Raw genomic sequence first — 26,127 nt, 5'->3', positions numbered from 1 at the left:
ACTCAAGAAATCACAAGATCGGGGGCCTGGTTTTAGTCCGTTAAGCACCTCTCGCAACCGCGCTCCCCTAAATCGGCTTTAATCGCGTTTAATGCCACTTAATACCCCCGAAATCCCACCAATAAGACATTTATGCAATTAAGAACAAAATGATCTTGCTATCTATCTGATTTTGATCAATATTAATTTCTCACCGAAACAGATTAAGGAGGTAAGAGAATGGCAATCAGTAAGGGTGCAAAGCGTACAGACGGACTTGAGAGCGCCGATCAGGTGAAGATGGTAGTGGAGGAAATCGCGAAGAAGAGCCAGACAGTGGCGGATCTCTTCCTTATAGGAGTAGAGACACAGCTTCGCGGCGTGGATATGCGTTCCTGGCGCTGGGACGAACTGGATATCGGTAGCAAGGTATTGCGTATCACCCAGGACAAGACCAAAGAAGCGGTAGAAGTGGAATTGACGGAGACAGCAAGGGAGGTTCTCAAGGCTCGTCATAACGAGCGCGGGGATAACGTGTATGTATTCCAGAATGACAGCAACCGGAGCAAGGGTAAGCCGATCAGCCGTTCTAAAATCCATGCAGAGATTCAGTATGCAGTGGATAAGCTCAAAATGCAGCGCTTGATTCCACAGGAAGCAGTGATCAGTATGCACAGCGCACGTAAGACCGTGGCAACAATTGCCCACAATAACAATGAGGATTTAGAGGTGATTAGTAAAATGTTGGGGCATCGCTCCACAGAACACACACGCGCCTACCTGGGGATCACTCAGGCCAAAGTGGACGCACTACGAACGAAGTATTCAACAGGCATTAAGAGAGGGACACGCGCATGAAACGCTTGATTGTGCTGACGCTGGCGCTATTGCCTGCCCTGGCGAATGCCGGACATATAACCCTGATATTGAATGATGAAGAGGAGACAGATAACGCGAAGATTTGCGTATATCGCAACACCAACTTTACAGAGACAGTGACGATCAGACCATCGCAGCAATGCCGCTACACAATGACCTTTAAAGAGGAGTAACGATTGAAGAAGGAAGAAGGAAGAAGAGCCGATCATCAGTTTTTTCTGGTGTGGCGCTACGGAGCGCGTTAATCCGATGGAGGTGAAACTCTGGAAGCGAACATATCACTTAGATCAGTTAAATATATTTTTAAGGCTACCCTTCCCCTCCCGCTTGCAATATAATGAATGTAAAATTTGCACTCACTGATGTTAAAATATATCAGATATTCTCTAATGGAGATCAGGAATGAAATTATTTTTGGCTCACGCAAAAGAAGATGAAAAGGTTACAGAGTCAATTTATGAGAAATTAAAAACCAATGGTTATAGTCCTTGGATGGATATAAGAGATATTCCTGCGGGTGTAAATTGGGACAACGAAATTCAAAAAAACTTTAGCAGCGCAAATGTTATAATTATTATTCTTAGTAAAGTTAGCTGTCAAAAAAATGGTTATATTAGGCGTGAAATGAATGAAGCCATTGATAAATTAAAATATTATAAACCTGATGACATTTTTGTGATACCCATTCTTATTGATGATTCACCTGTCCCAACATTCATATCCTCAAAAATTCAATACATCGACTATAAACGTGAAGATGGCTGGGCGTTGTTAGAAAAATCGTTAGCCTTAGCTGCAACTCAACAAAACATTGAAATTGCAAAAGGGGTAACGTACGGTGATTTTACATTCACAAGCGAAACATTTAAGGAAGAATATAACAGCATACCTGGACATGAAATTGATATAACCTATCCGATTGTTTCTAACCAAAATTATCCTCGGTCAGCAAAGATCATATCTAACTATTTCAAAGGTCGTGCCGCGAGTTTAGTTTTCAACAACAGAACTTCACCTTGGCCAAGTAATTTTGGTTGGAATGAAGAGTATAAAAACACTTATACCAGTGACTATATTGAAGGATATTACATTGCATACTGTAATAACCATATCCTAAGTATTCTCCATAGTGCCAATTGGTATGGTGCAGGCGCAGCTCACCCTAACAGCCATTTCGATGTTAGCAATTTCGTAGTAATCGACGATGATTATTCCTATAAATTTTCATTATATGATCTCTTCATTGATGAAAAAGGGTACGATGCTATTAACAAAATTAAAGAAAGGCTTATATCGGATGCTCCCCGTATATTCTGGGAGAGAACGGGAGAAAAACCTGAGGAATCAGATATGGAGTGGTTAGTCCGGGGGATAACGGATAGTAAACTGGATATTTTCACCATTAGTGAAGCAGGGTTAACTTTCCATTTTGCTCCGTATGAAATTCACTGCTATGCCTTAGGTCCGTGGGAGTTATTCGTATCCTTCTACGATATCATTGATTATCTTAATCCAGATGGTATTTACTCGTTAATTAAGGTGGCATAAATCCATCAACGGCTACCTTTGTCGAAAATTTGGGTGGAAGAAGTAAATGGTTAGATCGAGTTAATATAAGACACATGATAAACTTCTCCTCCCATAAAAATAAAGTTTGCCGCTTGCATTGTGCGACGTATATTGAGGTCAAACGTTTAAATTGCCAGCAATGACAGGAAACCAGCTTCATTTGCTGATGATGTGGCTACAGACTTTGAGAGGATGATATGAGGGGGCGCAATGCCCCCATACAGCTATACATCCCAAGCGTTAGTTTGTTTTTTCCTCATTGAGTACTCTTGACCATTCACGGTAAAGGTGAGTTTTTCAGTATCGATCACTGCCTCAACCTCTCTGTAGTCGAATGGGAATTTCACTTTATCGTCGTTGATTTTGTACAAGCCGCCCGGAATATTGGGGCCATGATTGACCTGCAAATAGTCTCCCTTGACTGTCCAACGTCCTTCAACTTGGTATTCAATAGCGCTGCCATGTTCAGTAAAGTAAATGCTCATTATGATTCCTTACTCTTTGAACTCGATTTCTTGATCGTCCAATTCCCCTTTACGAGAAATATTGATAGAGAACCGTTTGAAAGTCTTGAAAAACTCCCCAAGGGTTATCTGAATATCTTCTTTCCGTAATGCGTTTTTATCATCAGCGATGTACGCTTCCACATCAAAGCGATTTACACCCGAATAAACGGAGATGCCTTTGACGACTTCACCTTGTTTGAGTATTCCTTTCGCTCTTAAGAAGTCGCTGAAATTTTTCTTCTCAAGCTCATCTGCTGCGACGCTTCCTTTCCAATCATCATACTGTGCAGCCGCTTTAAACTGTTCTTTAGTCATAATTTTTATCCTTTGCTGTGGTTAATCAAAGGTAGCGTAGCGCAGATATTGGACAATACAAGCCTTATTGCCCGTTGGGGAGCCTACTCAGGACTCCCAATCAATCCCATCAATCACATAAGAAATTGAGGATAAGGGAAACGTATGCAGATAGCGCTTAGTGATCCCTCCGCTCTTCTCGTGGCCAACTGTCTGTTGAAGATGAAGAATATTCGTCACCCAACCTGCCATTGCCGAAGAACAGACGGAATGACGTATGGAGTGCAGCAACCGCCGTTGCCCGTAATCATCTTGATACGGAATCCCAAGCTCATCACGGAGATCAGCGAACATTTTTCCGATCTTTGTCATGTTCGATCCTGCCACCTCTGAGAAAATCCGCTCTTTCCATTGGCGATCAACATAGTCCATAAAACCCCATTCGATCAGCTTGGGATGAATAACTACCTGCCTTGTGGCATTTTCCGTTTTGCCCTGGCCTCCCTCCGCAATCAGGAAATAATAGCGCTGACTATCTTCATCGTATTTGATCTGTGACCTCTCCAGTTTGGCAATCTCCCCCCTTCTGGCTCCAGTGTACGCCAACAACAATGTGATCCATTTTTGCCAGTGATCTGGCTGCTTGAGCGCCCACCCTACAAACTTTTTCATCTCCGCTGTGCTGTAAGCACCAAATCTCGCTTTTGAAGGAGCAGCCACTACGCCATCAGTTGGAGGCTTAGAAAGAATATCTTTGCTCTCGGTAAGAAATGTTTTGAACAGTGATTTGTAGAGTTTGAGATGCTTATGGATAGCCTCAACACCAACCAGATCATCCGGTGGGACATCATCACATTCTATCAACTGCTGAATGGACATTGAGCGATAAGGCTGAACAACGCGCTTAGGGAGATTTTCAACCACTTCCATCACCTGCTTAATATCCTGCTTTGTGATCGCCGTTACATCAGTTTTCTCTCCCAAGACAGTTAACAACACTTCCATGTATCGCTCGTTTGCCATAGAGATCGATTTCGTCCAGTTGCGCCCTTTTTCATCTTTGTACATAGCCCACGCATCCCACAGGGTTAGCACTTTTTCCGGTTCGGCTGGCGGCTGAGGTTCCACGAGTTCAGAAGGAACAATTATCTGCTGTTGGGATAAGAGTGGATTTCTTGCAGCCCTGCGTTCTGACGCGATCAGATTTGATAAGAACGCTTCAAACACAGGGAGCGGAGTAGTTAATGATTTAAGAAAAGGGATATGCGGAAGGATGCTGATCATTAAAGCAGATGCTTCACGATAGCTGTCAGTGGACAGTGATTTTTTGTATGACCGCCCATCAGATAAGCGGATCTGAATGTAGTAGTTACCGTACCTCTTGAACGTGTACGGAAGTGATCTTAACCTCATGAACATCCCCTTTTTGTACCTCAAGTGCATTCCGCACGGACAAAAAGAGATGCAATCTCATGATAAATAGGCCAAATTTCGGCCCCCTACGCTGGCATTATCCAGATCAGGTAATACGGGTATTTCTCAGCCTTCACAAAGAAGGGCACCCCGAGTCAAATTAATTACAATACAATCAGTTACATAAAAAGAATATGTAGGTACTTAGTGTAACCGTGGCCATAGGCAGGGCGCAAGATGTTTCGTTTTATCAAAGCAGGTATTACACCTGAAATCCGCAAACTATATAAAGAATGTCTTCTTTAACTCCCCTGTTCTGAATCTCACCAGGTACAACATATATAGCCACATAATACTGACAGCAACTATCTCAACAATTATGAAAAAGAGAACCCTTCGCCTGATCATCATTCTGCACACCAGACGCCCAGCTTTTCCAACACCCTCCCATTTAAAACTTACGTTACGTTCTCCTGATACTTTTCTGGTTTTTTTCCACCTCAAAACTTACTGATTCAATGTAAACTTTCAGTTTCACACACTAATACTTTCAAATGAAATCATATCCCAAAACTAACAAACGAGTACATTTAAAGAACATTAAAATAAAATTGAAATAAAGTTTCATATTTATCATCAAGTTAAATATAGAGACTAAAAAAATCATCAGCAACCTGTTGTTTTTAATAGAAAAAATAAAACACACGTACCTTATCCACTTTTAATCATTCAAATAAATCTTGATTTAAATCAATATTTTTAGGTACAAAATAACTATAGTTCAGCAATGAAATTAAATAAATACAAAAACCCTTAAATACTTAAACTTACCCGTTTGCTCTGCACAACCAAACGTAAGCCATAACGCTAATGTGATTTTTTCTTTCTAATGATGTGAGCCTTTTAAATGAAGTTCTTCAACAAAGCAGTAATCGCTGTCATTGGTACTCTGTTTGCCAGTATCGTTGATAATGCTAATGCTGCGTCTGCTGTTATGTATGATCAAAATAACCCTGCTTCAGGTTTTCACCTTAATGGTACAGATAACCGTGTATATGATTTAGATGTTGTTGAGAGTGATAATAATCGCCAGGCTATCCAGATTTACAACCTGCAAGGCGATCGCGAAAAACTGCAATCCTCAATTGATTCCACTAATACTAACGTAGCGGGTAATACGTCATTACTGAACCAGACGATTACTAATGTGAATAACATCAATGCAGATCTGCAAGCTAACAAAACTTTGTTAAGCACCGGCATTACTACCGCTCAAATCAGCGCTAATGATGCTGATAGCACCGCTCATACTGCGTTAGCTGCTGCTGGAAATGCTCAAATCACCGCAGACAACAATGCAAAAAATATTGCTGTCGTGGCAGATCAAACACGTATCAATAGCGGGTTAATTAGTATTAACGATACCCGTATCACTGCACTTGAGAATGCACCAGTGCCGAAAGATGGTATTGATGGTAAAGAAGGTGCAAAAGGTGATGCAGGTGCTCAAGGGATTCAGGGTGTAGCAGGTGCTATCGGGGCTGAAGGTAAACCCGGAGCTAAAGGCAATGATGGTAAAGATGGTGCTGATGGTAAAGACGGTAAAAACGGCGTAACAACAATCATCACGAAGAAAGAAGTTGATACAGCTACTATCAACAAAATTAAATTACTCAATACTCAAACAGCGGCACAAGCTGCTGACCTGAAAGCCACTCAACATGTTTTTGCCCAAGCACAATCTTCAAGCAATGCTCAATTCAAAAGCCTGCAAAATGAAGTTGACGAGAACAAGAAAGAAGCGCGAAGCGGCGTTGCCTCTGCTATCGCTCTCGCTTCCATGCCACAAGTAGAGAAAGAGCAATCTGTAATGTTCTCCGCCGGTGTGGGGTCATTTAAGAATGAGCAAGCTATCAGCGCAGGAGCATCTTTCCATGCAGGTGAACACGCTGTAATCAAGGCTGGTATAAGTGATTCTACAAACAGCGATCTTGCTATGGGTGCAGGCATCGGTATTGGCTTTTAAATCAAAAGCCTAAAACCTCTATAATATTACTTGTATAACTTAACAACTATTCGACGTCACACTTTTATTCATTAAACAGAACATGCTCAAACATATTTTTATTTCAGCTGCCCTGTACGTGATGCTCATTTCAATCGGGATCTGGATCGGCATGATGTACGTTTCTTATTATTTGTGTCGTTTTTAAGGCGATAAAATGAAAAAATTAATGATATTAGTCATAAGTACTGCCGTGCTTACAGGTTGTGTCTCGCCTGAGCAACGCATCGCAAATTGCACTGCGAAAGGGGTCAGTTACGATACCTGCTATCTTTCTGAACAACAAAGGCAACAAGGCATCAACAATGCGTCACTCTCTGCTGCATATGCAAATGCCGCTCGTGCGGCGGACGCTAATCAAAAACATCACCACCATAATTAAGGGTATTTATGAAAACTAAATTTACGCTGTTGGCGTTACTTTTCTCTGTGGTGGTGACGCCTGCGCACGCCATAAACGCCCATTATCGCGCGCAATTAGAGCGTTCGGGATGCACGCAAATTAGCGCTGGCGATGGCTCTTGCGATATCAGCAAAACCAAAGCGGAAAATGCGGCACAACACGAACCAACGACATCCGTTCACGATCCCCTGCGTGAAGCCTCGTTCTCGTCGGATACGGTTAACGCCACGCTTTCTAACGGCTTCTTTAGCGCCACCGTAAACGGCAAAAAAGCCAGCGTTAAACGTCTGAATGCGAATTTCTATGAGATCCGTGGTAATGGTTTTGTGATATCGCTAAGCCTGGATGAAAACGGTATTACGGACGCGTCGTGGAATAAAACGAAGGGACGTGAACACGGTATTTTACGCGTTAGCCAGAAATAAACAGCGTAAGGAGGCTCACTGCCTCCTTTTCACCTGACAATCGCACGATTTGTCACACTCTTTTGTCTGATTTTACAATGCGGATAAATCATACGTAAGCTGCTGTTTTTATTTAGCATAAAGTGCAATCTCCCCCATACAAACGGCGATCTTCCCTGCCCTGTGCCCTGTGTCACAAAACAGTAAGCAAATTAACCATTGAGCCCGGTGACAAAAGGCTCTATATTGGCGGCGTTTTTTTCAGGCCCCATCTGTTTTTTAACTTTTTATTCAATCGTTGCTCATAACGAAGCGGCGGTTGTAGGAGTGATATGATGACGGATAAAGTCCGTATTGACACCGTAGATGCCCACAAAAGCAACGAAACCTATCTGGCCCGTCAGGCCGAATTTGAATCTAACGTCAGGAGTTATCCGCGCAAATTGCCTTTAGCGATTACGAAAGCAGAAGGCGTGTGGATCACCGATGCAGATAATAAAGAATACCTTGACTGTTTAGCAGGCGCAGGCACCCTCGCGCTTGGACACAATCATCCTGATGTGCTGAAAAGCATCCAAAATGTCATTACCAGCGGCTTGCCGTTACATACCCTGGATCTGACCACGCCGTTGAAAGACGCGTTTTCAGAATACCTGCTCTCTCTGTTGCCTGGTCAGGGCAAAGAGTACTGCCTGCAATTCACTGGCCCGTCCGGGGCTGATGCCGTTGAAGCGGCGCTGAAGCTGGCGAAAAAAGTGACCGGTCGTAGCGGTATCATCAGTTTCTCTGGTGGTTACCACGGTATGACCCACGGCGCACTGTCCGTCACCGGCAACCTGTCTCCGAAAGAAGCGGTTGACGGTATGATGCCAGAAGTCCAGTTCATGCCTTACCCACACGAGTACCGTTGCCCACTGGGTATCGGTGGTGAAGCGGGCGTGAAGGCGCTGACCTACTACTTCGAAAATCTGATTAACGACGTCGAAAGCGGCGTGCGTAAACCTGCCGCGGTGATCCTCGAAGCCGTTCAGGGTGAAGGTGGCGTGAACCCGGCGCCTGTTGAGTGGTTGCAGCGCATCCGTAAAGTCACTCAGGAACACGGTATCCTGCTGATCCTCGACGAAGTCCAGGCTGGCTTTGCCCGTACCGGTAAATTCTTTGCCTTCGAACACGCTGGCATTGAGCCAGACATCATCGTGATGTCTAAAGCAGTCGGTGGCGGTCTGCCGCTGGCCGTGCTCGGTATCAAAAAGCAGTTCGATGCATGGGCGCCAGGTCACCATACCGGTACTTTCCGCGGCAACCAGCTGGCGATGGCTACCGGTCTGACCACGCTGAAGATCCTGAAAGACCAGAACATCGCGGGCAAAGTAGCTGCACAGGGCGAATGGCTGAAAGGCCAGCTGAAAGAGATGGCGAAACGCTATCCGGTGATCGGCCACGTTCGCGGTCTGGGCATGATGATCGGTATTGAAATCGTTAAGCCACATGAAGCCGCCGATCACATGGGTTGCTTCCCGGGCGATGGCGAGCTGTCTGCACTGATCCAGAAGAAATGCTTCGAAGCCGGCCTGATTCTGGAGCGTGGCGGCCGTAACGGTATCGTTCTGCGTCTGCTGCCTTCTCTGCTTATCAGCGATGACGAGCTGAAAGTCTTCCTGGATAAATTCGAGCAGGCACTGCTTGCTGCGGGCGTTAGCCCGGCGTAACCGGAGTTGTTGAATACGATGTCTGATTCAAACCCAATTTTGTTCTCCTCTGCGCAGAGCATTGAAGCTTACCAGCAGGCGATTGAACAAAGCACTCAGGCTGTGATGCAGTGGCTGAAACAGCCTGAGATGTACCAGGGCAAAACGGTCGCGGAGCTGCGCGACCGTATTAAGCTGGATTTCAACCCGAAAGGGCTGGGCAACGAAGCGGCGATCGAACGCGCCGTGGAGTTCTTCCTGAAAGACAGTTTGTCCGTTCATCACCCGCAGTGCGTGGCGCACCTGCACTGCCCAAGCCTGGTGGTTAGCCAGGCGGCGGAAGTGCTGATCAACGCCACTAACCAGAGTATGGACTCCTGGGATCAAAGCCCGTCCGCAACCATCATTGAGATCAAACTGATCGAATGGCTGCGTACCCGCGTGGGTTATCAGGCTGGCGACGCAGGCGTCTTCACCAGCGGCGGCACCCAGAGTAACCTGATGGGGCTGATGCTGGCGCGTGACGCGTTCTTTGCGCGTCAGGGCCACTCGGTTCAGCAGGACGGTCTGACAGGCGATCTGCGTAAGATCCGCGTGCTGTGTTCGGAAAATGCCCACTTCTCCGTGCAGAAAAACATGGCGCTGATGGGTCTGGGCTACCAGTCCGTGGTGCAGGTGAAAACTGACGAATTCTCCCGCATGGATCTCACCGATCTGGCGGCGAAAATCGAACAGTGCAACGCGAAAGGCGAGCAGATCCTGGCGATTGTGGCCACGGCCGGTACGACCGATGCGGGTGCTATCGATCCGCTGCGTGCTATTGCTGAGCTGGCTGCGAAACAGAATATCTGGGTGCACGTTGATGCGGCCTGGGGCGGCGCGCTGCTGATGTCTGAGCAGTATCGTCACTACCTGGACGGTATCGAGCTCGTGGATTCTGTCACCCTGGACTTCCACAAGCAGTTCTTCCAGACCATCAGCTGCGGTGCGTTCCTGCTGAAAGAAGCGCGTCACTATGAACTGATGCGCTATCAGGCGGCCTATCTGAACTCTGAGTTCGATGAAGAAGCGGGTGTACCTAACCTGGTCTCCAAATCTCTGCAAACCACGCGCCGTTTCGACGCGCTGAAACTGTGGATGAGCCTGGAAGCGCTGGGTCAGGAGCAATACGCGGCAATCATCGATCACGGCGTGACGCTGGCACAGCAGGTTGCGGCTTACGTGAAAGAGCAGTCTGCTCTGGAACTGGTGATGCAACCCCAGCTGGCAAGCGTGCTGTTCCGATTCCGTCCGCAGGCGCAGATGGATGACGCCGGTATTGCCCTGCTGAACCAGAAAATTGGCGATGCGCTGCTGGAGTCTGGCCGTGCAAACGTCGGTGTGACCGAGCATAACGGTATCACCTGCCTGAAGCTGACCCTGCTGAACCCAACCGTGACGCTGGAGGACGTAAAAATCCTGCTGTCTCTGGTTGAGCGTACCGCGCAGGAAGTGATGGCGAAGTAATACTTATCCCTCTCCCACCCGGGAGAGGGATTGTTTTTCCCGCGCTAACGCCTTTCCCCTTTTTTCCTCGAAGCATAGCCGTATTCATACTGGCTGTACCCCGAGCTGTAATACAGCGCTGCAGATTTAACAATATCGTTGAGGATTGTGCCGCTGACCTTCACGCCAACGTGCTGTAACCGTTTAACGGTATTCTCCATCTCTTTCACGCTGGTTTTATCGAAACGGGCAACCATTAGCGTTGTTCCGGCTGCTCTGGCGACCAGCGCGGCATCGGTGACGGCCAGGACCGGCGGAGTATCAATGATGACAATGTCATATTGCTCGTTAACCCAGGACATGACGGAAAGGAATCGTTCGCTTAACAGCAATTCTAACGGGCGCAGGGGGTCCGGGCCGCAGGTGATGACGTCAATTCCCCCTTTTTCAGCATGCTGAATGACCTCCGCTAAGTCGCGTTTCCCTTCGAGCAGGCAGGACAATCCGTGGCGGTTCTCCAGACCAAAAATATTATGAACATAGCCCTGGCGCATATCCGCATCAATAAACAGCACCCGCTGACCGCTCTGCCCGGCGATGGCCGCCAGATTCGTCGCCACCAGCGTTTTTCCGCAGTCCTGCGTGGGGCCAGAAATCATCACAATGCGGTTCTCAGCCTCCATCATGGTGAAATGCAGACTGGTCCGCAGCCCGCGTACTGCTTCAACAAACATATCAGCAGGGCGATCGACGGGCAGGAAAGGCACATCCGAGGTTTTGTGTTTCCAGCGACGAGAAAACGGATTTTTTCTGCGCAACTGCGTTTTACTCCACAGCCACTGTGAACGTGGCAACGTAGCCAGAACCGGCATCCCCTGCGCTTCCAGCTGTTCGGAAAGCGTGATCCCACGTTTGAACGCCTGACGTACCACCACGGTCCCCATTGAGAGCATTAGCCCGAACAGCGCGCCAAGAACGATGATTAACGCTTTACGCGGCTTTATCGGGTCCGGCAGCGTAACGGCCTCATCAATGATCCTCACGTTCCCGACAGCGCTGGAGCGGGAAATATTCAGCTCCTGCTGGCGCGTCAATAGCTGTAAATAAATCGTGCGACCCGACTCAACATCGCGGCTCAGGCGTAAAATTTCCTGCTGCGTGGAGGGCATAGCTGACACACGGTTATTGAGACGCTCCCGTTCCCGCTCAAGGGTCTGTCTCTTTTCATGCAATGCACGATAGGTAGGGTGACTCTTTTTAAAGAGCTGGGAGATCTCTGCCTCCCGGAACGTCAGCTCATTTAGCTGATTCTCAACGTTAACAACCTGATCCAGGACAGATTTTGCCTCCAGAGACAGGTCCACCGAGTCTCGCTGCGCCCGGTAGGCATTCAGCCGCGCTTCTGCCTGATCAAGGTCCGCGCTGATTTTCGGCAACTGCGCCTGTAAAAAATCCAGACTACGAGAATCCTGAGCCTCCTGGCGCGCGATATTTTGCTGGAGATAATTTTCAGCAATTGCATTCAGCACCCGGGCGATGCTGTCAGGGTCTTCGCCCGTCAGGGTTAAGGTCACGATACCGCTCTGTTTCTCCGATTCTGCAACCGTGAGACGCTTCTTCAGCGCGTTGATCGTCTCAAGCCGCGTCAACGACTTAAGCGAAAATTGCGTGCCTGGCTCAGCCTCAATCGACGTCACCAGCAGAACGATCCCTTGCGTAACCAGCGTTTTCCCAACCTGGCCGTCGGCCTCAATGTTTTCGCCCGTCAGGTGATATTTTCCCGCTTCCTGTACGGTCAGCGTGAGCTCTTGCGCGTTGCCTTCCACCTGCGGGATCTGGAGTTCGCCTAACGTGATTTTGCCCTGCTCACGCCCTTGCAGACGCTGCCAGAGACGCCCCACCACAGGCAAAACGCGCTGCTTTGCCTGCTGTGTCAGAGCTAATTTATCAACGGTCTCGCCGAGGATCATGCGGGATTTCAGCAGTAAAATTTCAGGTGCAACATCCGGCGACACATCGGTGCCCAGCTGGCTCAAACCTTTGAGCAGGTTGTTATCGTGTTTGTTTTCAATTTGCACCATGGCATCCGCCTGATAAACAGGTGGCGCAATCCAGGCATAGAGACCGGCGCACAGGATGAACAGGAACGTCACGCACAGAATCATCGTGCAGTGGTCGATCATCTCGACGAGCAAACGAACGAGATCGACTTCATGTTGTTGGGGTGCCGCTGCACCATAATTGTCTGTTGTGTAAGACGACATTAATGCTTCATTCCTTGCTGACCTAAACGACGTGCCCATTCCTGACTGGCTTTACCCAATAGCCCGAACACATATTCAAACGCTTCCCGGCTTTGACGGTAGGGATCGGGGATCTCCTGCGGCTCCAGCCATTGCCCAAAAAGCAGCGACTTTCCTCGAATCTCCGGCGCCATGGCCGCAATGAAGCGAAGATGTTCCGGCTCCATAACCAGGATAAGATCGGATCCCTGCATCAGATTGCGTGTCAGCCTGCGCGCCACATGGCCGTCGAGGGAAATCCCATGCCGCCAGGCTACGTCCTGGGCGCTGTCATCCGCCGGGCGCCCTTCAAGCCCGAATATGCCCGCCGAGGCGATATATCTGTCGGGCAGGTGCTGGCGTAAAAGCCGCTCCCCAATTGGAGAACGGCAGACATTTCCGGTGCAAACCACGAGTATTGATTTGAACATTATTGCGGCCACAATCTGATGTAACGAACCGTTTCGGTAAGGTCATGCACCCCGCTGATGGTCGGAACAAGCTGTGATATCACGCGATTCCAGCGGGACAGTGGTGCAGTGGTGACATAGACAATGTCATAGGGCTCAAGTTGAAACTCGGTGCCTAACACCATGGCTGATGCGTCCTGAGCATTGAGCTGGTAGAGGATGGCAATTTTTTCTGAACGCTCGCTTTTCGGCAGCGAACGAATGACAAAAATTCCGGTGGCATCGGCCATATTCTGGTTCAGCCCACCGGCATTGCCCAGCGCTTCGGCCAGGGTCATGCCGCTGCGATCCATTTTCAGCGTGCTCTGTCTAACGACCTCGCCCATGACGAACACTTTCAGCGCATCGTTACGGGGGACAAACAGAATATCGCCGGGATAGAGCAGCTTATTTTGCGTGAGATCGCCATGCTGCATCAGCGCATATAGCGAGAGGCGCGTGTCCTTCCCATTATGCGTCAGCACGACATTGCGCCAGTCCGCGTCGGCAGAGAGCCCCCCAGCGGCGTTTACGGCATCCATGACCGTTAACGGGATATTGGTAATAGCCTGCTGCCCTGACTTCACCACCTCGCCCGTCACATAGGCTTTTTGTGAGCGAAAAGAGGCGACGCTGACATCCACCTGCGGGCTTTCAATAACATTGTTCAGCCGGGCCGTGATCTCCTCGCGTACCCGTGCGACCGTTTTGCCAGCCACCGGCAATTTACCGACATAGGGATAGAAAAGTGTGCCGTCGGCATTGACCCAGTTACCGGTGTCACTGGCGCTACGATACTGCCCTGCCGGGGTTGTCAGTTCAGGGTGATCCCAGACGGTGACGGTCAGAATATCCCCAACGCCGATACGGTATTCCCAGTTTTTGACCTGTTCATCCAGATTAGGATTTGCCTGAGATTTCAAAACCGATGGTCGCATTTTTTCAATTAACGAAGGCGTAAGAGGATAAACATCAATCCGTTTCTCAAGACAATCATTTGCATCTTCTGCGGCAATTATCTTTTTCCCAGCGAGATCGAGATGCTGGCCAGGGTAAAATACGCAGCCAGATAAGGGGGTAATAATTAAAAATAATATCGATACAACTGTTGTGTTTTTCATTTATTACATAATATCTTTTATAGTAGTGATTATCGTATACAGGATAAAACAGTAACATTTCACTCAAGCACAAGTTGCTGTTATTCAATGAATTAACAGAAACACAGAGAGTATTTATAAAACCACACGACATTCCTTTGGGCAGACTTTACAGCCCTGCATTGTCTTAATCAGGCATTCGGAAAGAGGGTTTCAGGCAATCTTAAATGTTCTATTTGTTGAATGCATGCCTGAATCTTAGTAAATTTGCCTTGAAAATGTTTTTTCAGAATTAATTAATAAACCAATAATTATGTTATCTGTATAAGCTCATATTTATTCGTCGAAGTAATAATTAATGACGGTTGCGACTACACAAAACCGTGCACTTTTGTTACATTTTTTGCAAACTCACCCTGTGAGGATACTTAAAATGAACTGTCTGCCATCCGTTAGCGGATCTGCACACAAAAAGTATCAGTAACGATATGACTGGAGAAAAAATGGCTAAGCGTAAATTGTTGCTTCTGGGTGTATTACTGTCACTGGCGGGGGCCGCGCACGCTGCACCGCAAACATCGACAGCGCCTTCCGGCATCAAGGCCTATGAAGAGCAAGAGTTTATTGCCGATTTTACGAAGTTTAAAATCGGCGACACCGCGCCCGCGCAGTATCAGACGCCTGAGTACACCATCAAACAGTACCAGCTGCGTAACCTTCCCGCGCCCGATGCCGGCACACACTGGACCTACATGGGTGAGAATTATGTTCTGATTGGCGATGCCGATGGCAAAATCTACAAAGCCTATAACGGAGATATTTTCTATCACCGCTGATACGATCCTAATCCGTCCGTGGCAGGAGAGCGATCGCCCTTTCCTGCGCACGCTCTTCCTTCACACCCGACGTGAAGCCTGGCCGTGGATGGACAGTTCTGCGTGGCAGCTTGAAGATTTTGACGCGGCAACCCTGGACGAAGGGATTTGGGTGGCGGAGCAGGATGGGCACCGACTTGGCTTTGCCTCAGTCTCGACGAACGATAATTTTCTGCACAACCTGTTTGTCGATCCGAACTATCAGAGCCTGGGCGTCGGACATGTGTTGCTTGAACACGTGCAGAAGACGTTTACCAGCACGGGTTCACTCAAGTGTCTGGTGAAGAATGAGCGGGCGGTTGCGTTTTACCAGCGCCACGGCTGGCACATTGAGGCGACGGGAGATTCTCCGGACGGAGAGTATTATTTGATGCACTATCGGCTTGGGTAAAGTCAGGTGGCGCTACGCTTACCTGACCTACAAAATCGAGCCAGGCCGGGTAAGGCGAAGCCGCCACCCGGCACTAACGCGCAGAGGCGTTACACCGCGCGGAAGGCGATTTCACCCGGAATGACTTCGCCCTGCCAGTAAAGCTGCGCCGCAACGCGCCCCGCCAGCTGACGATAGATTTCCGTGAATTCGCTATCCGGACGGCTGACCACCGTTGGCTTACCGCTATCCAGATCTTCACGCAGTGTGATATGCAGCGGCAGTTGCCCCAGCAGTTGCGTGTGGTATTGCGCCGCCAGCTTTTCGGCGCCACCGGTACCAAAGATAGGCTCATGGTGCCCGCAGTTGCTGCAAATGTGCATGCTCATGTTCTCGACGATACCCAGTACCGGCACCTCCACCTTCTCGAACATGACGATGCCTTTTTTGGCGTCGATCAGCGCGATATCCTGCGGCGTGGTGACCACGACGGCGCCGGTAACCGGAATGTTCTGCGCCAGCGTCAGCTGGATATCACCGGTGCCCGGCGGCATGTCCAGTACCAGATAATCGAGGTCAGGCCACATTGTCTCCTGCAACATTTGCAGCAGCGCCTTGCTGGCCATCGGGCCACGCCAGACCATTGCGTTATCGTCCGTGACCAGGTAACCAATGGAGTTGGTCGCCAGACCGTGCGCCACGATTGGCGCCATGTGGGTGCCGTCCGGCGAGGTTGGACGCTGGTTTTCCGCCCCCAGCATGTTTGGAATGGACGGGCCGTAGATATCCGCATCCAGAATGCCGACTTTCGCCCCTTCAGCCGCCAGCGCAAGCGCCAGGTTCACGGCGGTCGACGATTTACCCACCCCGCCCTTGCCCGAGCTGACGGCGATGATGTTCTTCACGCCGTTAACGCCCGGCTGATTTTTCACGCGCTTGAGCGTGGCGATGCTGTGGCTTAGCTTCCAGTCAATTGCATTTGCGCCGGTAATGCGCAGCAGCTCAGAGCTGGTTTGCTCTTTCAGGGCATCAAAGGCGCTGGTCCAGACGAACGGCATCTGTAGCTCAATGTGCAGCGTATCGTCCAGCCATGCGACGTGATGAAGCGCTTTCAGCGTCGTGAGATTGTGCTTCAGGGTTGGATGCTGAAAATTAGCCAGCGTCCCGGCGACCATTGCTCGTAAGGCTTCCGGTGATTTGGCCTGGGATTGAGAACTCATCCCGACTCCTTTGTTCTTGTGAATAAGACCTTAGACAAACAAGTTTACCTGAAAGGCCGCGGTTTGTGCTTACTTAATAATGCCCCTTTTGGTAATATCGAAAACCCTTTTCACAGTTAAAAGAAGTAATGCCTACTATGACTCAAGTCGCGAAAAAAATTCTGGTAACGTGCGCCCTGCCGTACGCCAACGGCTCAATCCACCTCGGCCACATGCTGGAGCATATCCAGGCTGATGTCTGGGTCCGTTACCAGCGAATGCGCGGCCACGAGGTGAACTTCATCTGTGCGGACGATGCCCACGGCACGCCGATAATGCTGAAAGCGCAGCAGCTGGGCATTTCCCCGGAACAGATGATCGCCGAAATGAGTCAGGAGCATCAGACCGATTTTGCTGGCTTTGACATCAGCTATGACAACTATCACTCCACGCACAGCGACGAAAACCGCGAGCTGTCAGAGCTGATCTACTCCCGTCTGAAAGAGAACGGTTTCATTAAAAACCGCACCATCTCTCAGCTGTACGATCCGGAAAAAGGCATGTTCCTGCCGGACCGTTTCGTCAAAGGCACCTGTCCGAAATGTAAATCCCCGGACCAGTACGGCGATAACTGCGAAGTGTGCGGCGCAACCTACAGCCCGACCGAGCTTATCGAACCGAAGTCCGTGGTCTCCGGCGCGACGCCGGTGATGCGTGACTCCGAGCACTTCTTCTTCGACCTGCCGTCGTTCAGCGAAATGCTGAAGGCGTGGACCCGCAGCGGTGCGTTGCAGGAGCAGGTCGCGAACAAAATGCAGGAGTGGTTCGAATCCGGGCTGCAACAGTGGGATATCTCCCGCGATGCGCCCTACTTTGGTTTCGAAATCCCGAACGCGCCGGGCAAATATTTTTACGTCTGGCTGGATGCGCCGATTGGCTACATGGGGTCGTTCAAGAATCTGTGTGACAAGCGCGGCGACACCGTAAGCTTCGACGAATACTGGAAGAAAGATTCCGATGCCGAGCTGTATCACTTCATCGGTAAAGACATCGTTTACTTCCACAGCCTGTTCTGGCCAGCAATGCTGGAAGGCAGCAACTTCCGCAAGCCGACCAACCTGTTCGTACATGGCTACGTAACGGTGAACGGCGCGAAGATGTCTAAATCTCGCGGGACGTTTATTAAGGCCAGCACCTGGCTGAACCACTTTGACGCGGACAGCCTGCGCTACTACTACACCGCGAAGCTCTCTTCCCGCATCGACGATATCGACCTGAATCTGGAAGATTTCGTGCAGCGCGTGAACGCGGACATCGTCAACAAGGTGGTGAACCTGGCGTCCCGTAACGCAGGTTTTATCGCCAAACGCTTTGACGGCGTGCTTTCTGCCGAACTGGCCGATCCTGAGCTGTATAAAACCTTCACCGACGCCGCCGCTGCGGTTGGCGAAGCCTGGGAAAGCCGTGAATTCGGTAAAGCCATTCGCGAAATCATGGCGCTGGCAGACGTGGCCAACCGCTATGTCGACGAGCAGGCGCCGTGGGTGGTGGCGAAACAGGAAGGCCGCGACGCCGACTTGCAGGCGATCTGCACCATGGGTCTGAACATGTTCCGCGTGCTGATGACCTGGCTGAAGCCGGTTCTGCCGCAGCTGGCAGCCCGCGCGGAAGCATTCCTGAACACCGAACTGACCTGGGATGCCATCCAGCAGCCGCTGCTCGGCCACAAGGTGAACACCTTCAAGGCGCTGTATAACCGCATCGAGATGAAGCAGGTTGACGCGCTGGTGGAAGCATCCAAAGAAGAGGTGAAAGCGGCTGCCGCACCGGTGACCGGCCCGCTGGCGGACGATCCGATTCAGGAGACCATCACCTTTGATGATTTCGCCAAAGTCGACCTCCGCGTGGCGCTGATCGAAAACGCGGAGTTCGTGGAAGGTTCTGACAAACTGCTGCGTCTGACCCTGGATCTGGGCGGCGAGAAGCGTAACGTCTTCTCCGGCATTCGTTCCGCGTATCCCGATCCGCAGGTGCTGATTGGTCGTCAGACCGTGATGGTGGCAAACCTGGCGCCGCGCAAAATGCGCTTCGGCATCTCTGAGGGGATGGTGATGGCCGCAGGCCCGGGCGGGAAAGATATCTTCCTGTTAAGCCCTGACGAAGGCGCGAAGCCGGGTCAGCAGGTGAAGTAATAAAAAAGCCGGATGAGAATCCGGCTTTTTTTTTGCCCGGCGGCGCTACGCTTGCACGGGTCTACGGGTTTTGTAGGCTGGGTCAGGCGAAGCCGCCATCCGGCTAAAATCACCCCTTCTGGTTATGCACCCGCTGCGTCAACCCACGCAGGAAATAACGCAGAAACTGATCCCCACACTCGCGGTAATTCTTATGATCCGGCGCGCGCATCATGGCGGTGATTTCCGGCATCGACACGCGAAATTTCTGCTCGGTCATGATCGCCAGAATGTCGTCAGTTTTCAGGGAGAAAGCAATACGCAGCTTTTTCAGCACCGTGTTGTTATTCACCCGACGCTCCAGCGCCAGCTCAGGCGCAGATTCATCTTTGCCGCGCTTGTCGTAGATCAGGCCATTCAGAAAGCCCGACAGAATAATGTCCGGGCAGCGAACAAAACCCTCTTCATCTTCTTTAGTCATCCAGGTGTCGAACCCGGCGGACGTGGATTCCATGTCGGAGAGCGCAAGAATGCGCACCATGTCATTATTGTTCGCTTTCAGGGTGTAGCGCAGGCTACGAAGAATATCGTTACTTAGCATAGAGCCTTCGAATGTCGATGATGCAATGGCGCGCAGTGTACCAGTTTTACAGCCCTATCGCCTCTTTCAAACTTTTCAGGTAGCGACGACTGACGGGAACGGTTTGCCCGGCACGTAACACCAGCTCGGCCTGGCCGTTATCCTCCAGACGGATCTCTTTCAGGTGCGCCATGTTCACCAGATACTGACGATGGCAGCGGATTAGCGGCGTGCGGCTCTCCAGCGTGCGCAGGGTCAGCTCGGTAAAGCCTTCGTTACCTCCAGCGCTGGTGACGTATACCCCGCTCAGACGGCTGCTGACAAAGGCAACGTCGTCCATTTGCAGGAGGTAAATCCGGCTGTGCCCGGTACAGGGTATAAACTTCAGGGGCTGCTGATGCTCCGGCAGCAGCGTCACGTCCTGCACGGTACGCTCCTGATGCAGGCGGGTCAGGGTCTTTTCAAGCCGTTTCTCTTCAATCGGCTTCAGCAGATAATCAAATGCGTGCTCTTCAAACGCCTTTACCGCGTACTCATCAAAGGCCGTCAGAAAGACGATATAGGGACGGTGCTCCGGGTCGAGCATGCCGACCATCTCCAGCCCGCTGATGCGCGGCATCTGAATATCGAGGAACAGCACGTCCGGGCGCAGTTTATGCACCGCACCGATGCCTTCAATCGCATTGGCACATTCCCCCACAACCTCGATATCACTCTGCTCCTGCAACAGAACACGCAGGTTTTCCCGTGCTAACGGCTCATCATCGACAATCAGCACTCTTAACATGCGTTCTCCTCCAGCGGCAATCGTAAGGTAATTCGGGTATAGCGGTCTGGCTCACAGGCGACGGTGATACCGCAGTCGTCACCAAAATGCGCGCGCAGGCGTTTATCCACCAGGCTCATGCCCAGACCGCCTGACGCGGAAGCTTCATACAGCCCCGCGTTGTCTTCAATATCCAGCACCAGATGGTGGTTAAAACGGGAAGCGGAAATCATAATCTCTCCAGTTCCCAGCAGCTGCGACGTCCCATGCTTAATGGCATTTTCTACAATCGGTTGCAGGGTAAAGGCCGGAAGATGCTGATACGCCAGATCGTCCGGGACGGATAACGACACCTGTAAACGTGACTGGAAGCGCGCTTTTTCAATTTGCAGATAGGCGTTTACATGCTCAATCTCGTCCGCGAGGGTGACGATCTCCGAGGGTCGCTTCAGATTTTTGCGGAAAAAGGTCGAGAGAAATTGCACCAGCTGCGCGGCCTGATCGCTGTCGCGGCGGATCACCGCCTTCAGCGTGTTGAGCGCGTTAAACAGGAAATGCGGGTTCACCTGAGCGTGCAGGAGCTTAATTTCTGACTGCGTCAGCAGCGCTTTTTGCCGTTCATACTGCCCCGCCAGGATTTGCGCCGAAAGCAGCTGGGCGATCCCCTCCCCCAGCGTGCGGTTGATGGAGCTGAACAGGCGGTTTTTGGCTTCGTAAAGCTTAATAGTGCCCATGACGCGCTGGTTTTCACCCCGCAGGGGAATGACCAGCGTAGAGCCGAGTTTGCACTGCGGATGCAGGGAACAGCGGTACGGCACTTCATTTCCGTCGGCATACACCACTTCACCCGTTTCAATAGCGCGCAGGGTATAGGCCGAGGAGATCGGTTTGCCCGGCAGATGGTGGTCGTCGCCGGTACCGGTAAACGCCAGCAGCTTCTCGCGATCGGTAATCGCCACGGCTCCGATATCCAGCTCTTTATACAGCACCTGCGCCACCTTCATACTGTTCTCCTCGTTGAATCCCTGCCGCAGGATCCCTTCCGTCGACGCCGCAACTTTTAAGGCGGTGGCAGAAAATGCCGAGGTGTATTTTTCGAACATGGCGCGTTTGTCGAGCAGAATGCGCATAAACAGCGCCGCACCTACAGTATTGGTGACCATCATCGGTGCGGCAATGCTGCTGACCAGATGTAACGCATCGTCAAACGGGCGCGCGATCAGCAGGATGATCGCCATCTGCGCCATTTCCGCCACGAAGGTAATCGCCCCTGCGGTAAAGGGACTGAACACTTTATCCGGGCGACCGCGCTTAATCATATAGCTGTGGACGAGACCACCGAGCAGCCCTTCGACGATGGTGGAGATCATGCAGCTCAGCGCCGTCATACCACCCATCGAATAGCGGTGCAGGCCGCCGGTTAACCCCACCAGACCGCCGACAACCGGGCCTCCGAGCAGCCCGCCCATTACCGCGCCGATGGCGCGCGTATTGGCGATGGAATCTTCGATATGGAGACCAAACCAGGTCCCCATAATGCAGAATATGGAAAATACGACGTAGCAGAGGAATTTGTGCGGCAGACGGACGGTGACCTGCATCAGCGGGATAAACAGGCGCGTTTTGCTCATCAACCAGGCGATGACAAGGAACACGCACATCTGCTGAAGCAACAGCAGCACCAGATTAAACTCGTACATACTCACAAACCGCACATTCTAAAAACGCGTAACATACACTGATAGCGGTTAACTTTCTTTGAAACGTGCCAAAAAAGCGATAAATCGTGTCCGCCATCACACCTTTTGCCGGAGATAACCTGTCTTTCGTATAATTTGTACAAAAAAGAATCAAATCTTCCTGGTTCCGCAAAGTGGGTATACAGTTAAGCTGGGGACGCGCAAGCCTGGGGGCGAAAATGGCGCTTTACACAATAGGTGAAGTGGCACTCCTGTGTGATATCAATCCCGTTACGCTACGGGCGTGGCAGCGACGGTATGGATTGCTTAAGCCGCAAAGAACGGACGGCGGGCACCGCCTGTTTAACGATGCGGATATTGACCGGATCCGCGAGATCAAAAGCTGGATCGACAATGGCGTACAGGTCGGCAAGGTAAAATCGCTTCTGAGCCAGGACGATCCAGATACGCAGCTTCTCTGGCGCGAGCAGCAGGAAACGCTGCTGAGGCTGTTGCAGAGTGGCAATTTGCAGCGTTTGCGCGGCTGGATCAAAGAACAGGGTCGAGACTACCCGGCGCAAACCTTGATCACCCATCTTTTTATTCCCCTACGGCGTCGGCTTCAGTGTCAGCAAACCACCTTACAGGCACTGCTCAGCATGCTTGATGGCGTGCTGATTAACTATATTTCCGTCTGTCTTGCCTCAGCGCGGAATAAAAACAGCAAAGATGCGCTGGTGATCGGCTGGAACGTACACGATACCACCCGGCTGTGGCTCGAAGCCTGGATTGCCACCCAGCAGGGCTGGCGCGTTGACGTGCTTGCCCACTCCCTGGCCCAGCTCAGGCCGGAACTGTTTGAGGGACAGACGCTGCTGGTCTGGTGCGGCGAAGTCCCCTCCGCTTCCCAGCAGCAGCTCCTGACGGAATGGCGCGAACATGGTTATCCCGTTTACTCGCTGGGGCCAAATGCGTCGTAACGGCATTTAATGGTTCATTAACAGCTGCGCTTCACCGTATAATTGTTCCGTTAACAACAGGAGCACATGATGAAGGCAACGAAACTGGCCGTAATTACCCTCTTTGCACTGATGGCCATCAGCGGTATCGGTGGCGTTATGCTTGCAGGTTATTCATTTATTGTTCGCGGCGGTGTTGGCTGAGGTATCCGGCCAGGCGTTCAAACAGGCGATCCACCACAATCGCCGCCAGCGCAACCAGAACCGCCCCCTGAATAATGTAAGCCGTATTAAACCCGCTTAACCCGATAATGATCGGCGTTCCCAGCGTATTGGCTCCGACCGTCGAGGCGATGGTTGCCGTACCAATGTTGATAATCACGGACGTTCGCACGCCGGCGATAATCACCGGTGCGGCCAGCGGCAGTTCGACCTTCACCAGCCGCTGCCAGGCGCTCATCCCCATCCCTTCCGCTACGCTCAGCACCGATGCAGGCACCGCCGCAATCCCCGCCAGCGTCCCTTGCAGAATGGGCAACACGCCGTACAAAATCAGCGCAATGATGGCAGGCTCCTGCCCAAAACCAATCGCCGGCACGGCAATCGCCAGCACGGCCACCGGCGGGAAGGTCTGCCCCGTTGCGGCGATGGTCTCCACCAGCGGACGAAACTCCCTGCCCGCGGGTCTCGTCACCGCAATCCCGGCGCCTGTGCCCAGCACGATGGCAATCACGCTTGACACCGCCACCAGCCAGAAGTGCGCCAGGGTGAGATTAACAAAGCTCTCCTGCTGGTACACCGGGCGCGGCAGCCCGGGGATAAGCGCATTAAACAGCGCCGCGCTGTGCGGCATCAGGTAGAGTAAGGCGATAAACAGCCCTGTCAGCCAGAGTAACGGATCACGGACCCACTTCACGCGTCACCTCCCCCGCCAGCAGATCGCGAAAATGGATCGTCCCACATGGCGTCCCCTGCCCGTCCGCAACGGGTAACACCTCGCACTGCCGGGCGACAAACGCCGACAGGGCATCGCGCAGGCTCATCCCATCGTGCAGCGGTTCACCACCGATTTGCGCATCCTGCGGACGCAGATAGTCCCTGACGGTGCGTAGCGAGAGCAGCCTGACGCCCAGCTCGCTGCGGCCAAAAAATTCACGCACAAAATCATTCGCCGGCGAGGTTAATAGCTCAAGCGGCGTACCCTGCTGGACGACTTCGCCGTGATCCATCAGTATCAGACGATCGGCCAGCCGCAGCGCTTCGTCGATATCATGCGTCACCAGCACGATGGTGCGCCCTAGAATACGGTGGATGCGACTCATCTCCGCCTGAAGTGCGCCGCGGGTGACCGGATCCAGCGCGCCGAAGGGCTCATCCATCAGCAGCACCTGCGGGTTAGCGGCCAGCGCGCGCGCCACCCCGACCCGCTGCTGCTGTCCGCCGGAAAGCTGGTGCGGATAGCGGTCGCGAAGCGACGCGTCCAGGCTCAGCAGCGCCATCAGCTCGTCGACACGCTCATTGATCTTCCCCCGGGACCATTTTTCCAGCTGTAGCACGGTGGCAATGTTCTGGGCCACCGTCCAGTGGGGAAACAGGCCGATGGACTGAATGGCGTAGCCCATACGCCGCCGCAGTTCCAGCACCGGCAGGCTGCGGATCTCCTCTCCGGCAAAGCGAATCGTCCCGCTGTCATGTTCCACCAGCCGGTTGATCATCTTCAGCGTCGTCGATTTTCCCGACCCCGACGTCCCGATCAATACCGAGAACGCCCCCTCGGCAAAATGCAGATTGAGGTGACTTGCCGCCGGACGGCCCGCAAAGGTTTTACTCACATCATGAAATTCAATCATTGGCTCTTCTCCTGAGCAGCGCGAGCCACAGGGCAAACAGGGCATCCAGTACGACCGCCAGCGCAATCGTGGGCACAACACCCAGCAGCACCAGATCCAGCGCGCTGCTCAGCAGCCCCTGGAACACCAGTGCCCCAAAGCCGCCCGCCCCGATCAGCGCGGCAATCACCGCCATCCCCACGGTTTGCACCGTCACCACCCGCAGGCTGCGAACCAGCAGCGGAAGCGCAAGCGGCAGCTGTATTTTCCAGAAACACTGCCGCGCACTCATCCCCATCGCATGGGCGCTTTCCAGCACGTCAGGCGGAACCTGGCTTAACCCCGCCACCACGCCGCGCACCAGCGGCAGCAGCGCATACAGCACAAGGGCGATAAGGGCAGGCGTCAGCCCGGTTCCGGCAATGCCTGCCGCGGCCAACGCAGGGAAGGATTTCACCAGACCGGCCAGGGGGGCAATCAGCAGGCCAAACAGCGCAACGGAGGGGATGGTCTGAATAACGTTGAGCACGGTAAAGACGGCACCCTGGCGGCTGGGATGCCGGTAGCACCCGATGCCCAGCGGCACGCCCAGCAGCAGCGCCGGGATCAGCGTCCCGAACAGGATCGTCAGATGTTGCGCCAGCGCGTTGTCAAATACCTCCTGGCGGTTGGCGTACTCTTTTAACAGCGAGAGTTGATTCAGATCGCCGCTGAAGAGGATCAGCAGAGGGATAACCCAGAATTGCGCGTTCAGCAGCCAGCGCCAGACGGGTAGCGGCGTGAGACGGCGAATGGCATCGCTACAGACCAGCAGACAAAGTGCCAGCCACAGCCACAGCCCGCTGCCAATCGACGTGCGCGCCAGCGGGCTTTCAACCGAGGCCATCTGCGTTGCCGCCTGTCCCGCGCTCCAGAACAGCACGATAAACAGTGCTTCGCTGAGCAGAAGCGTCAGCCAAAGGGCGGCTCGCCCTGGCCAAAAGGCTAAGGCTACAGTACTCGCCAGCGCCGCGCCCAGCAGTAGCGGCGTAAATGACCAGATCTGCCAGAGCGCGCGCGGTTCGCCCGACACCAGACGGTTTGGCGCGACATTTACAAAGGGTAACGCGACCGCCGCAATGGCCACACAGGCCAACAGCAGCAGGACGCGGTTATGACATTTTATTGGCACAGCCTTGTCCCG

At 51.9% G+C, this 26,127-nt stretch carries 26 protein-coding genes and 1 riboswitch; of the genes, 13 read left to right on the top strand and 13 right to left on the bottom strand.

The features are described 5' to 3' along the window. Positions 1 to 219 precede the first annotated feature (219 nt). The 3 genes from H2Z33_RS16420 to H2Z33_RS16410 all read left to right on the top strand — a co-directional run bounded on the left by H2Z33_RS16420 (position 220) and on the right by H2Z33_RS16410 (position 2,406). Positions 220 to 837 (top strand): tyrosine-type recombinase/integrase, encoded by a 618-nt coding sequence (locus H2Z33_RS16420; RefSeq protein ID WP_063867181.1) that lies wholly within the window; start codon positions 220 to 222, stop codon positions 835 to 837. Beyond that, positions 834 to 1,031, top strand: a complete 198-nt coding sequence (locus tag H2Z33_RS16415; protein WP_063134509.1) for a hypothetical protein — start codon at positions 834 to 836, stop codon at positions 1,029 to 1,031. Before H2Z33_RS16420 ends, H2Z33_RS16415 begins: the two co-directional genes overlap by 4 nt. A 229-nt stretch (positions 1,032 to 1,260) precedes the next feature. Next, on the top strand, positions 1,261 to 2,406 hold the full coding sequence (locus tag H2Z33_RS16410; RefSeq protein ID WP_063134510.1) for a TIR domain-containing protein: 1,146 nt from the start codon (positions 1,261 to 1,263) through the stop codon (positions 2,404 to 2,406). A gap of 245 nt (positions 2,407 to 2,651) precedes the next feature. Here H2Z33_RS16410 and H2Z33_RS16405 read toward each other — a convergent pair whose 3' ends face one another. The 3 genes from H2Z33_RS16405 to H2Z33_RS16395 all read right to left on the bottom strand — a co-directional run bounded on the left by H2Z33_RS16405 (position 2,652) and on the right by H2Z33_RS16395 (position 4,640). After that, positions 2,652 to 2,912: a hypothetical protein gene (locus tag H2Z33_RS16405; RefSeq protein WP_063134511.1), complete on the bottom strand. Its 261-nt coding sequence runs from the start codon at positions 2,910 to 2,912 to the stop codon at positions 2,652 to 2,654. Between the two features lie 9 nt (positions 2,913 to 2,921). After that, positions 2,922 to 3,248 (bottom strand): hypothetical protein, encoded by a 327-nt coding sequence (locus tag H2Z33_RS16400; protein ID WP_063134512.1) that lies wholly within the window; start codon positions 3,246 to 3,248, stop codon positions 2,922 to 2,924. Between the two features lie 87 nt (positions 3,249 to 3,335). After that, positions 3,336 to 4,640 carry a tyrosine-type recombinase/integrase gene (locus H2Z33_RS16395; protein WP_063134589.1) on the bottom strand — a complete coding sequence of 435 codons (1,305 nt, stop codon included), beginning with the start codon at positions 4,638 to 4,640 and terminating at the stop codon, positions 3,336 to 3,338. Between the two features lie 67 nt (positions 4,641 to 4,707). Further along, a riboswitch (TPP riboswitch) is annotated at positions 4,708 to 4,803 on the bottom strand. A 744-nt stretch (positions 4,804 to 5,547) separates the two neighbouring features. Here H2Z33_RS16395 and H2Z33_RS16390 point away from each other — a divergent pair. The 5 genes from H2Z33_RS16390 to H2Z33_RS16370 all read left to right on the top strand — a co-directional run bounded on the left by H2Z33_RS16390 (position 5,548) and on the right by H2Z33_RS16370 (position 10,706). Beyond that, on the top strand, positions 5,548 to 6,666 hold the full coding sequence (locus H2Z33_RS16390; RefSeq protein WP_063134513.1) for a YadA C-terminal domain-containing protein: 1,119 nt from the start codon (positions 5,548 to 5,550) through the stop codon (positions 6,664 to 6,666). A 196-nt stretch (positions 6,667 to 6,862) separates the two neighbouring features. After that, positions 6,863 to 7,087 (top strand): hypothetical protein, encoded by a 225-nt coding sequence (locus tag H2Z33_RS16385; RefSeq protein WP_071524132.1) that lies wholly within the window; start codon positions 6,863 to 6,865, stop codon positions 7,085 to 7,087. Between the two features lie 8 nt (positions 7,088 to 7,095). Beyond that, positions 7,096 to 7,533 carry a hypothetical protein gene (locus tag H2Z33_RS16380; RefSeq protein ID WP_033487338.1) on the top strand — a complete coding sequence of 146 codons (438 nt, stop codon included), beginning with the start codon at positions 7,096 to 7,098 and terminating at the stop codon, positions 7,531 to 7,533. A gap of 311 nt (positions 7,534 to 7,844) precedes the next feature. After that, complete coding sequence (locus H2Z33_RS16375) at positions 7,845 to 9,221, top strand: diaminobutyrate--2-oxoglutarate transaminase (protein WP_015572345.1); 1,377 nt, start codon at positions 7,845 to 7,847, stop codon at positions 9,219 to 9,221. 18 nt (positions 9,222 to 9,239) lie between these two features. Further along, positions 9,240 to 10,706, top strand: a complete 1,467-nt coding sequence (locus tag H2Z33_RS16370) for a pyridoxal phosphate-dependent decarboxylase family protein (protein WP_063134514.1) — start codon at positions 9,240 to 9,242, stop codon at positions 10,704 to 10,706. A 44-nt stretch (positions 10,707 to 10,750) separates the two neighbouring features. Here the strand turns inward: H2Z33_RS16370 and H2Z33_RS16365 are convergent, their stop codons facing one another. From H2Z33_RS16365 to H2Z33_RS16355, 3 genes are read right to left on the bottom strand one after another with little or no spacing between them, the layout of a single operon-like run. Further along, positions 10,751 to 12,949, bottom strand: a complete 2,199-nt coding sequence (locus H2Z33_RS16365; protein WP_063134515.1) for a polysaccharide biosynthesis tyrosine autokinase — start codon at positions 12,947 to 12,949, stop codon at positions 10,751 to 10,753. After that, the gene (locus H2Z33_RS16360; protein ID WP_060459950.1) at positions 12,949 to 13,398 is read right to left on the bottom strand and encodes a protein tyrosine phosphatase; all 450 of its coding nucleotides are present in this window, start codon (positions 13,396 to 13,398) and stop codon (positions 12,949 to 12,951) included. The genes H2Z33_RS16365 and H2Z33_RS16360 overlap by 1 nt, the downstream gene beginning before the upstream one ends. Then, entirely contained in the window at positions 13,398 to 14,537 is a 1,140-nt protein-coding gene (locus H2Z33_RS16355) for a polysaccharide export protein (RefSeq protein WP_032669490.1), read from the bottom strand. The genes H2Z33_RS16360 and H2Z33_RS16355 overlap by 1 nt, the downstream gene beginning before the upstream one ends. Before the next feature lie 482 nt (positions 14,538 to 15,019). Here H2Z33_RS16355 and H2Z33_RS16350 point away from each other — a divergent pair, with 482 nt between their 5' ends. Both H2Z33_RS16350 and H2Z33_RS16345 read left to right on the top strand, forming a co-directional pair. After that, positions 15,020 to 15,352, top strand: a complete 333-nt coding sequence (locus H2Z33_RS16350; protein WP_017383366.1) for an RcnB family protein — start codon at positions 15,020 to 15,022, stop codon at positions 15,350 to 15,352. Then, complete coding sequence (locus H2Z33_RS16345; protein WP_032669489.1) at positions 15,303 to 15,782, top strand: GNAT family N-acetyltransferase; 480 nt, start codon at positions 15,303 to 15,305, stop codon at positions 15,780 to 15,782. Before H2Z33_RS16350 ends, H2Z33_RS16345 begins: the two co-directional genes overlap by 50 nt. Positions 15,783 to 15,871: 89 nt before the next feature. On the opposite strand, the gene apbC is transcribed toward H2Z33_RS16345, so the two are convergent. Continuing rightward, positions 15,872 to 16,981, bottom strand: coding sequence for an iron-sulfur cluster carrier protein ApbC (apbC, locus tag H2Z33_RS16340; protein ID WP_023295046.1), 1,110 nt, complete (start codon positions 16,979 to 16,981; stop codon positions 15,872 to 15,874). Positions 16,982 to 17,118: 137 nt separating this feature from the next. On the opposite strand from apbC, the gene metG reads away from it, so the two are divergent. Next, the gene (gene metG / locus H2Z33_RS16335) at positions 17,119 to 19,152 is read left to right on the top strand and encodes a methionine--tRNA ligase (protein WP_023304104.1); all 2,034 of its coding nucleotides are present in this window, start codon (positions 17,119 to 17,121) and stop codon (positions 19,150 to 19,152) included. Positions 19,153 to 19,261: 109 nt separating this feature from the next. Here metG and H2Z33_RS16330 read toward each other — a convergent pair whose 3' ends face one another. The 3 genes from H2Z33_RS16330 to H2Z33_RS16320 are packed head-to-tail and all read right to left on the bottom strand — an operon-like array spanning position 19,262 to position 22,177. Beyond that, the gene (locus H2Z33_RS16330; RefSeq protein ID WP_015572337.1) at positions 19,262 to 19,732 is read right to left on the bottom strand and encodes a DUF1456 family protein; all 471 of its coding nucleotides are present in this window, start codon (positions 19,730 to 19,732) and stop codon (positions 19,262 to 19,264) included. Positions 19,733 to 19,778: 46 nt separating this feature from the next. Next, entirely contained in the window at positions 19,779 to 20,498 is a 720-nt protein-coding gene (gene btsR, locus H2Z33_RS16325) for a two-component system response regulator BtsR (protein WP_198091804.1), read from the bottom strand. Next, positions 20,492 to 22,177 (bottom strand): sensor histidine kinase, encoded by a 1,686-nt coding sequence (locus tag H2Z33_RS16320; protein WP_032654264.1) that lies wholly within the window; start codon positions 22,175 to 22,177, stop codon positions 20,492 to 20,494. The genes btsR and H2Z33_RS16320 overlap by 7 nt, the downstream gene beginning before the upstream one ends. Before the next feature lie 218 nt (positions 22,178 to 22,395). Here H2Z33_RS16320 and mlrA point away from each other — a divergent pair, with 218 nt between their 5' ends. Further along, on the top strand, positions 22,396 to 23,136 hold the full coding sequence (gene mlrA, locus H2Z33_RS16315; protein ID WP_017693055.1) for an HTH-type transcriptional regulator MlrA: 741 nt from the start codon (positions 22,396 to 22,398) through the stop codon (positions 23,134 to 23,136). Between the two features lie 69 nt (positions 23,137 to 23,205). After that, the gene (locus tag H2Z33_RS16310; protein ID WP_017383372.1) at positions 23,206 to 23,319 is read left to right on the top strand and encodes a protein YohO; all 114 of its coding nucleotides are present in this window, start codon (positions 23,206 to 23,208) and stop codon (positions 23,317 to 23,319) included. Here the strand turns inward: H2Z33_RS16310 and H2Z33_RS16305 are convergent. Genes H2Z33_RS16305 through H2Z33_RS16295 form a run of 3 tightly spaced genes read right to left on the bottom strand, consistent with a single transcriptional unit; the run spans position 23,294 to position 26,115 of the window. Continuing rightward, positions 23,294 to 24,031, bottom strand: coding sequence for an ABC transporter permease (locus tag H2Z33_RS16305; protein WP_017383373.1), 738 nt, complete (start codon positions 24,029 to 24,031; stop codon positions 23,294 to 23,296). The genes H2Z33_RS16310 and H2Z33_RS16305 overlap by 26 nt on opposite strands. Next, positions 24,015 to 24,965: an ABC transporter ATP-binding protein gene (locus H2Z33_RS16300; protein ID WP_063134516.1), complete on the bottom strand. Its 951-nt coding sequence runs from the start codon at positions 24,963 to 24,965 to the stop codon at positions 24,015 to 24,017. Before H2Z33_RS16300 ends, H2Z33_RS16305 begins: the two co-directional genes overlap by 17 nt. Beyond that, a complete protein-coding gene (locus H2Z33_RS16295; RefSeq protein WP_017383374.1) occupies positions 24,958 to 26,115 on the bottom strand; it encodes an ABC transporter permease in 1,158 nt (385 codons plus the stop codon). Before H2Z33_RS16295 ends, H2Z33_RS16300 begins: the two co-directional genes overlap by 8 nt. Between the last annotated feature and the right edge of the window lie 12 nt (positions 26,116 to 26,127).

Origin of the sequence: Enterobacter sp. YSU (assembly GCF_016082135.1) — a bacterium.
Taxonomy (GTDB): Bacteria; Pseudomonadota; Gammaproteobacteria; order Enterobacterales; family Enterobacteriaceae; genus Enterobacter; species Enterobacter hormaechei_C.
The sequence above is the reverse complement of the archived record's forward strand: the minus strand, read 5'-3'. Positions and strand labels throughout refer to the sequence as shown.

Coding starts and splice junctions, on each gene's coding strand:
- H2Z33_RS16320 (WP_032654264.1), bottom strand. CDS start 22,177: ATGTACGAGTTTAATCTGGTGCTGCTGTTGCTTCAGCAGATGTGCGTG.
- H2Z33_RS16330 (WP_015572337.1), bottom strand. CDS start 19,732: ATGCTAAGTAACGATATTCTTCGTAGCCTGCGCTACACCCTGAAAGCG.
- mlrA (WP_017693055.1), top strand. CDS start 22,396: ATGGCGCTTTACACAATAGGTGAAGTGGCACTCCTGTGTGATATCAAT.
- H2Z33_RS16420 (WP_063867181.1), top strand. CDS start 220: ATGGCAATCAGTAAGGGTGCAAAGCGTACAGACGGACTTGAGAGCGCC.
- H2Z33_RS16365 (WP_063134515.1), bottom strand. CDS start 12,949: ATGTCGTCTTACACAACAGACAATTATGGTGCAGCGGCACCCCAACAA.
- metG (WP_023304104.1), top strand. CDS start 17,119: ATGACTCAAGTCGCGAAAAAAATTCTGGTAACGTGCGCCCTGCCGTAC.
- H2Z33_RS16310 (WP_017383372.1), top strand. CDS start 23,206: ATGAAGGCAACGAAACTGGCCGTAATTACCCTCTTTGCACTGATGGCC.
- H2Z33_RS16300 (WP_063134516.1), bottom strand. CDS start 24,965: ATGATTGAATTTCATGATGTGAGTAAAACCTTTGCGGGCCGTCCGGCG.
- H2Z33_RS16360 (WP_060459950.1), bottom strand. CDS start 13,398: ATGTTCAAATCAATACTCGTGGTTTGCACCGGAAATGTCTGCCGTTCT.
- H2Z33_RS16390 (WP_063134513.1), top strand. CDS start 5,548: ATGAAGTTCTTCAACAAAGCAGTAATCGCTGTCATTGGTACTCTGTTT.
- apbC (WP_023295046.1), bottom strand. CDS start 16,981: ATGAGTTCTCAATCCCAGGCCAAATCACCGGAAGCCTTACGAGCAATG.
- H2Z33_RS16405 (WP_063134511.1), bottom strand. CDS start 2,912: ATGAGCATTTACTTTACTGAACATGGCAGCGCTATTGAATACCAAGTT.
- H2Z33_RS16355 (WP_032669490.1), bottom strand. CDS start 14,537: ATGAAAAACACAACAGTTGTATCGATATTATTTTTAATTATTACCCCC.
- H2Z33_RS16350 (WP_017383366.1), top strand. CDS start 15,020: ATGGCTAAGCGTAAATTGTTGCTTCTGGGTGTATTACTGTCACTGGCG.
- H2Z33_RS16370 (WP_063134514.1), top strand. CDS start 9,240: ATGTCTGATTCAAACCCAATTTTGTTCTCCTCTGCGCAGAGCATTGAA.
- H2Z33_RS16395 (WP_063134589.1), bottom strand. CDS start 4,640: ATGAGGTTAAGATCACTTCCGTACACGTTCAAGAGGTACGGTAACTAC.
- H2Z33_RS16345 (WP_032669489.1), top strand. CDS start 15,303: ATGGCAAAATCTACAAAGCCTATAACGGAGATATTTTCTATCACCGCT.
- H2Z33_RS16375 (WP_015572345.1), top strand. CDS start 7,845: ATGATGACGGATAAAGTCCGTATTGACACCGTAGATGCCCACAAAAGC.
- btsR (WP_198091804.1), bottom strand. CDS start 20,498: ATGTTAAGAGTGCTGATTGTCGATGATGAGCCGTTAGCACGGGAAAAC.
- H2Z33_RS16415 (WP_063134509.1), top strand. CDS start 834: ATGAAACGCTTGATTGTGCTGACGCTGGCGCTATTGCCTGCCCTGGCG.
- H2Z33_RS16400 (WP_063134512.1), bottom strand. CDS start 3,248: ATGACTAAAGAACAGTTTAAAGCGGCTGCACAGTATGATGATTGGAAA.
- H2Z33_RS16385 (WP_071524132.1), top strand. CDS start 6,863: ATGAAAAAATTAATGATATTAGTCATAAGTACTGCCGTGCTTACAGGT.
- H2Z33_RS16380 (WP_033487338.1), top strand. CDS start 7,096: ATGAAAACTAAATTTACGCTGTTGGCGTTACTTTTCTCTGTGGTGGTG.
- H2Z33_RS16410 (WP_063134510.1), top strand. CDS start 1,261: ATGAAATTATTTTTGGCTCACGCAAAAGAAGATGAAAAGGTTACAGAG.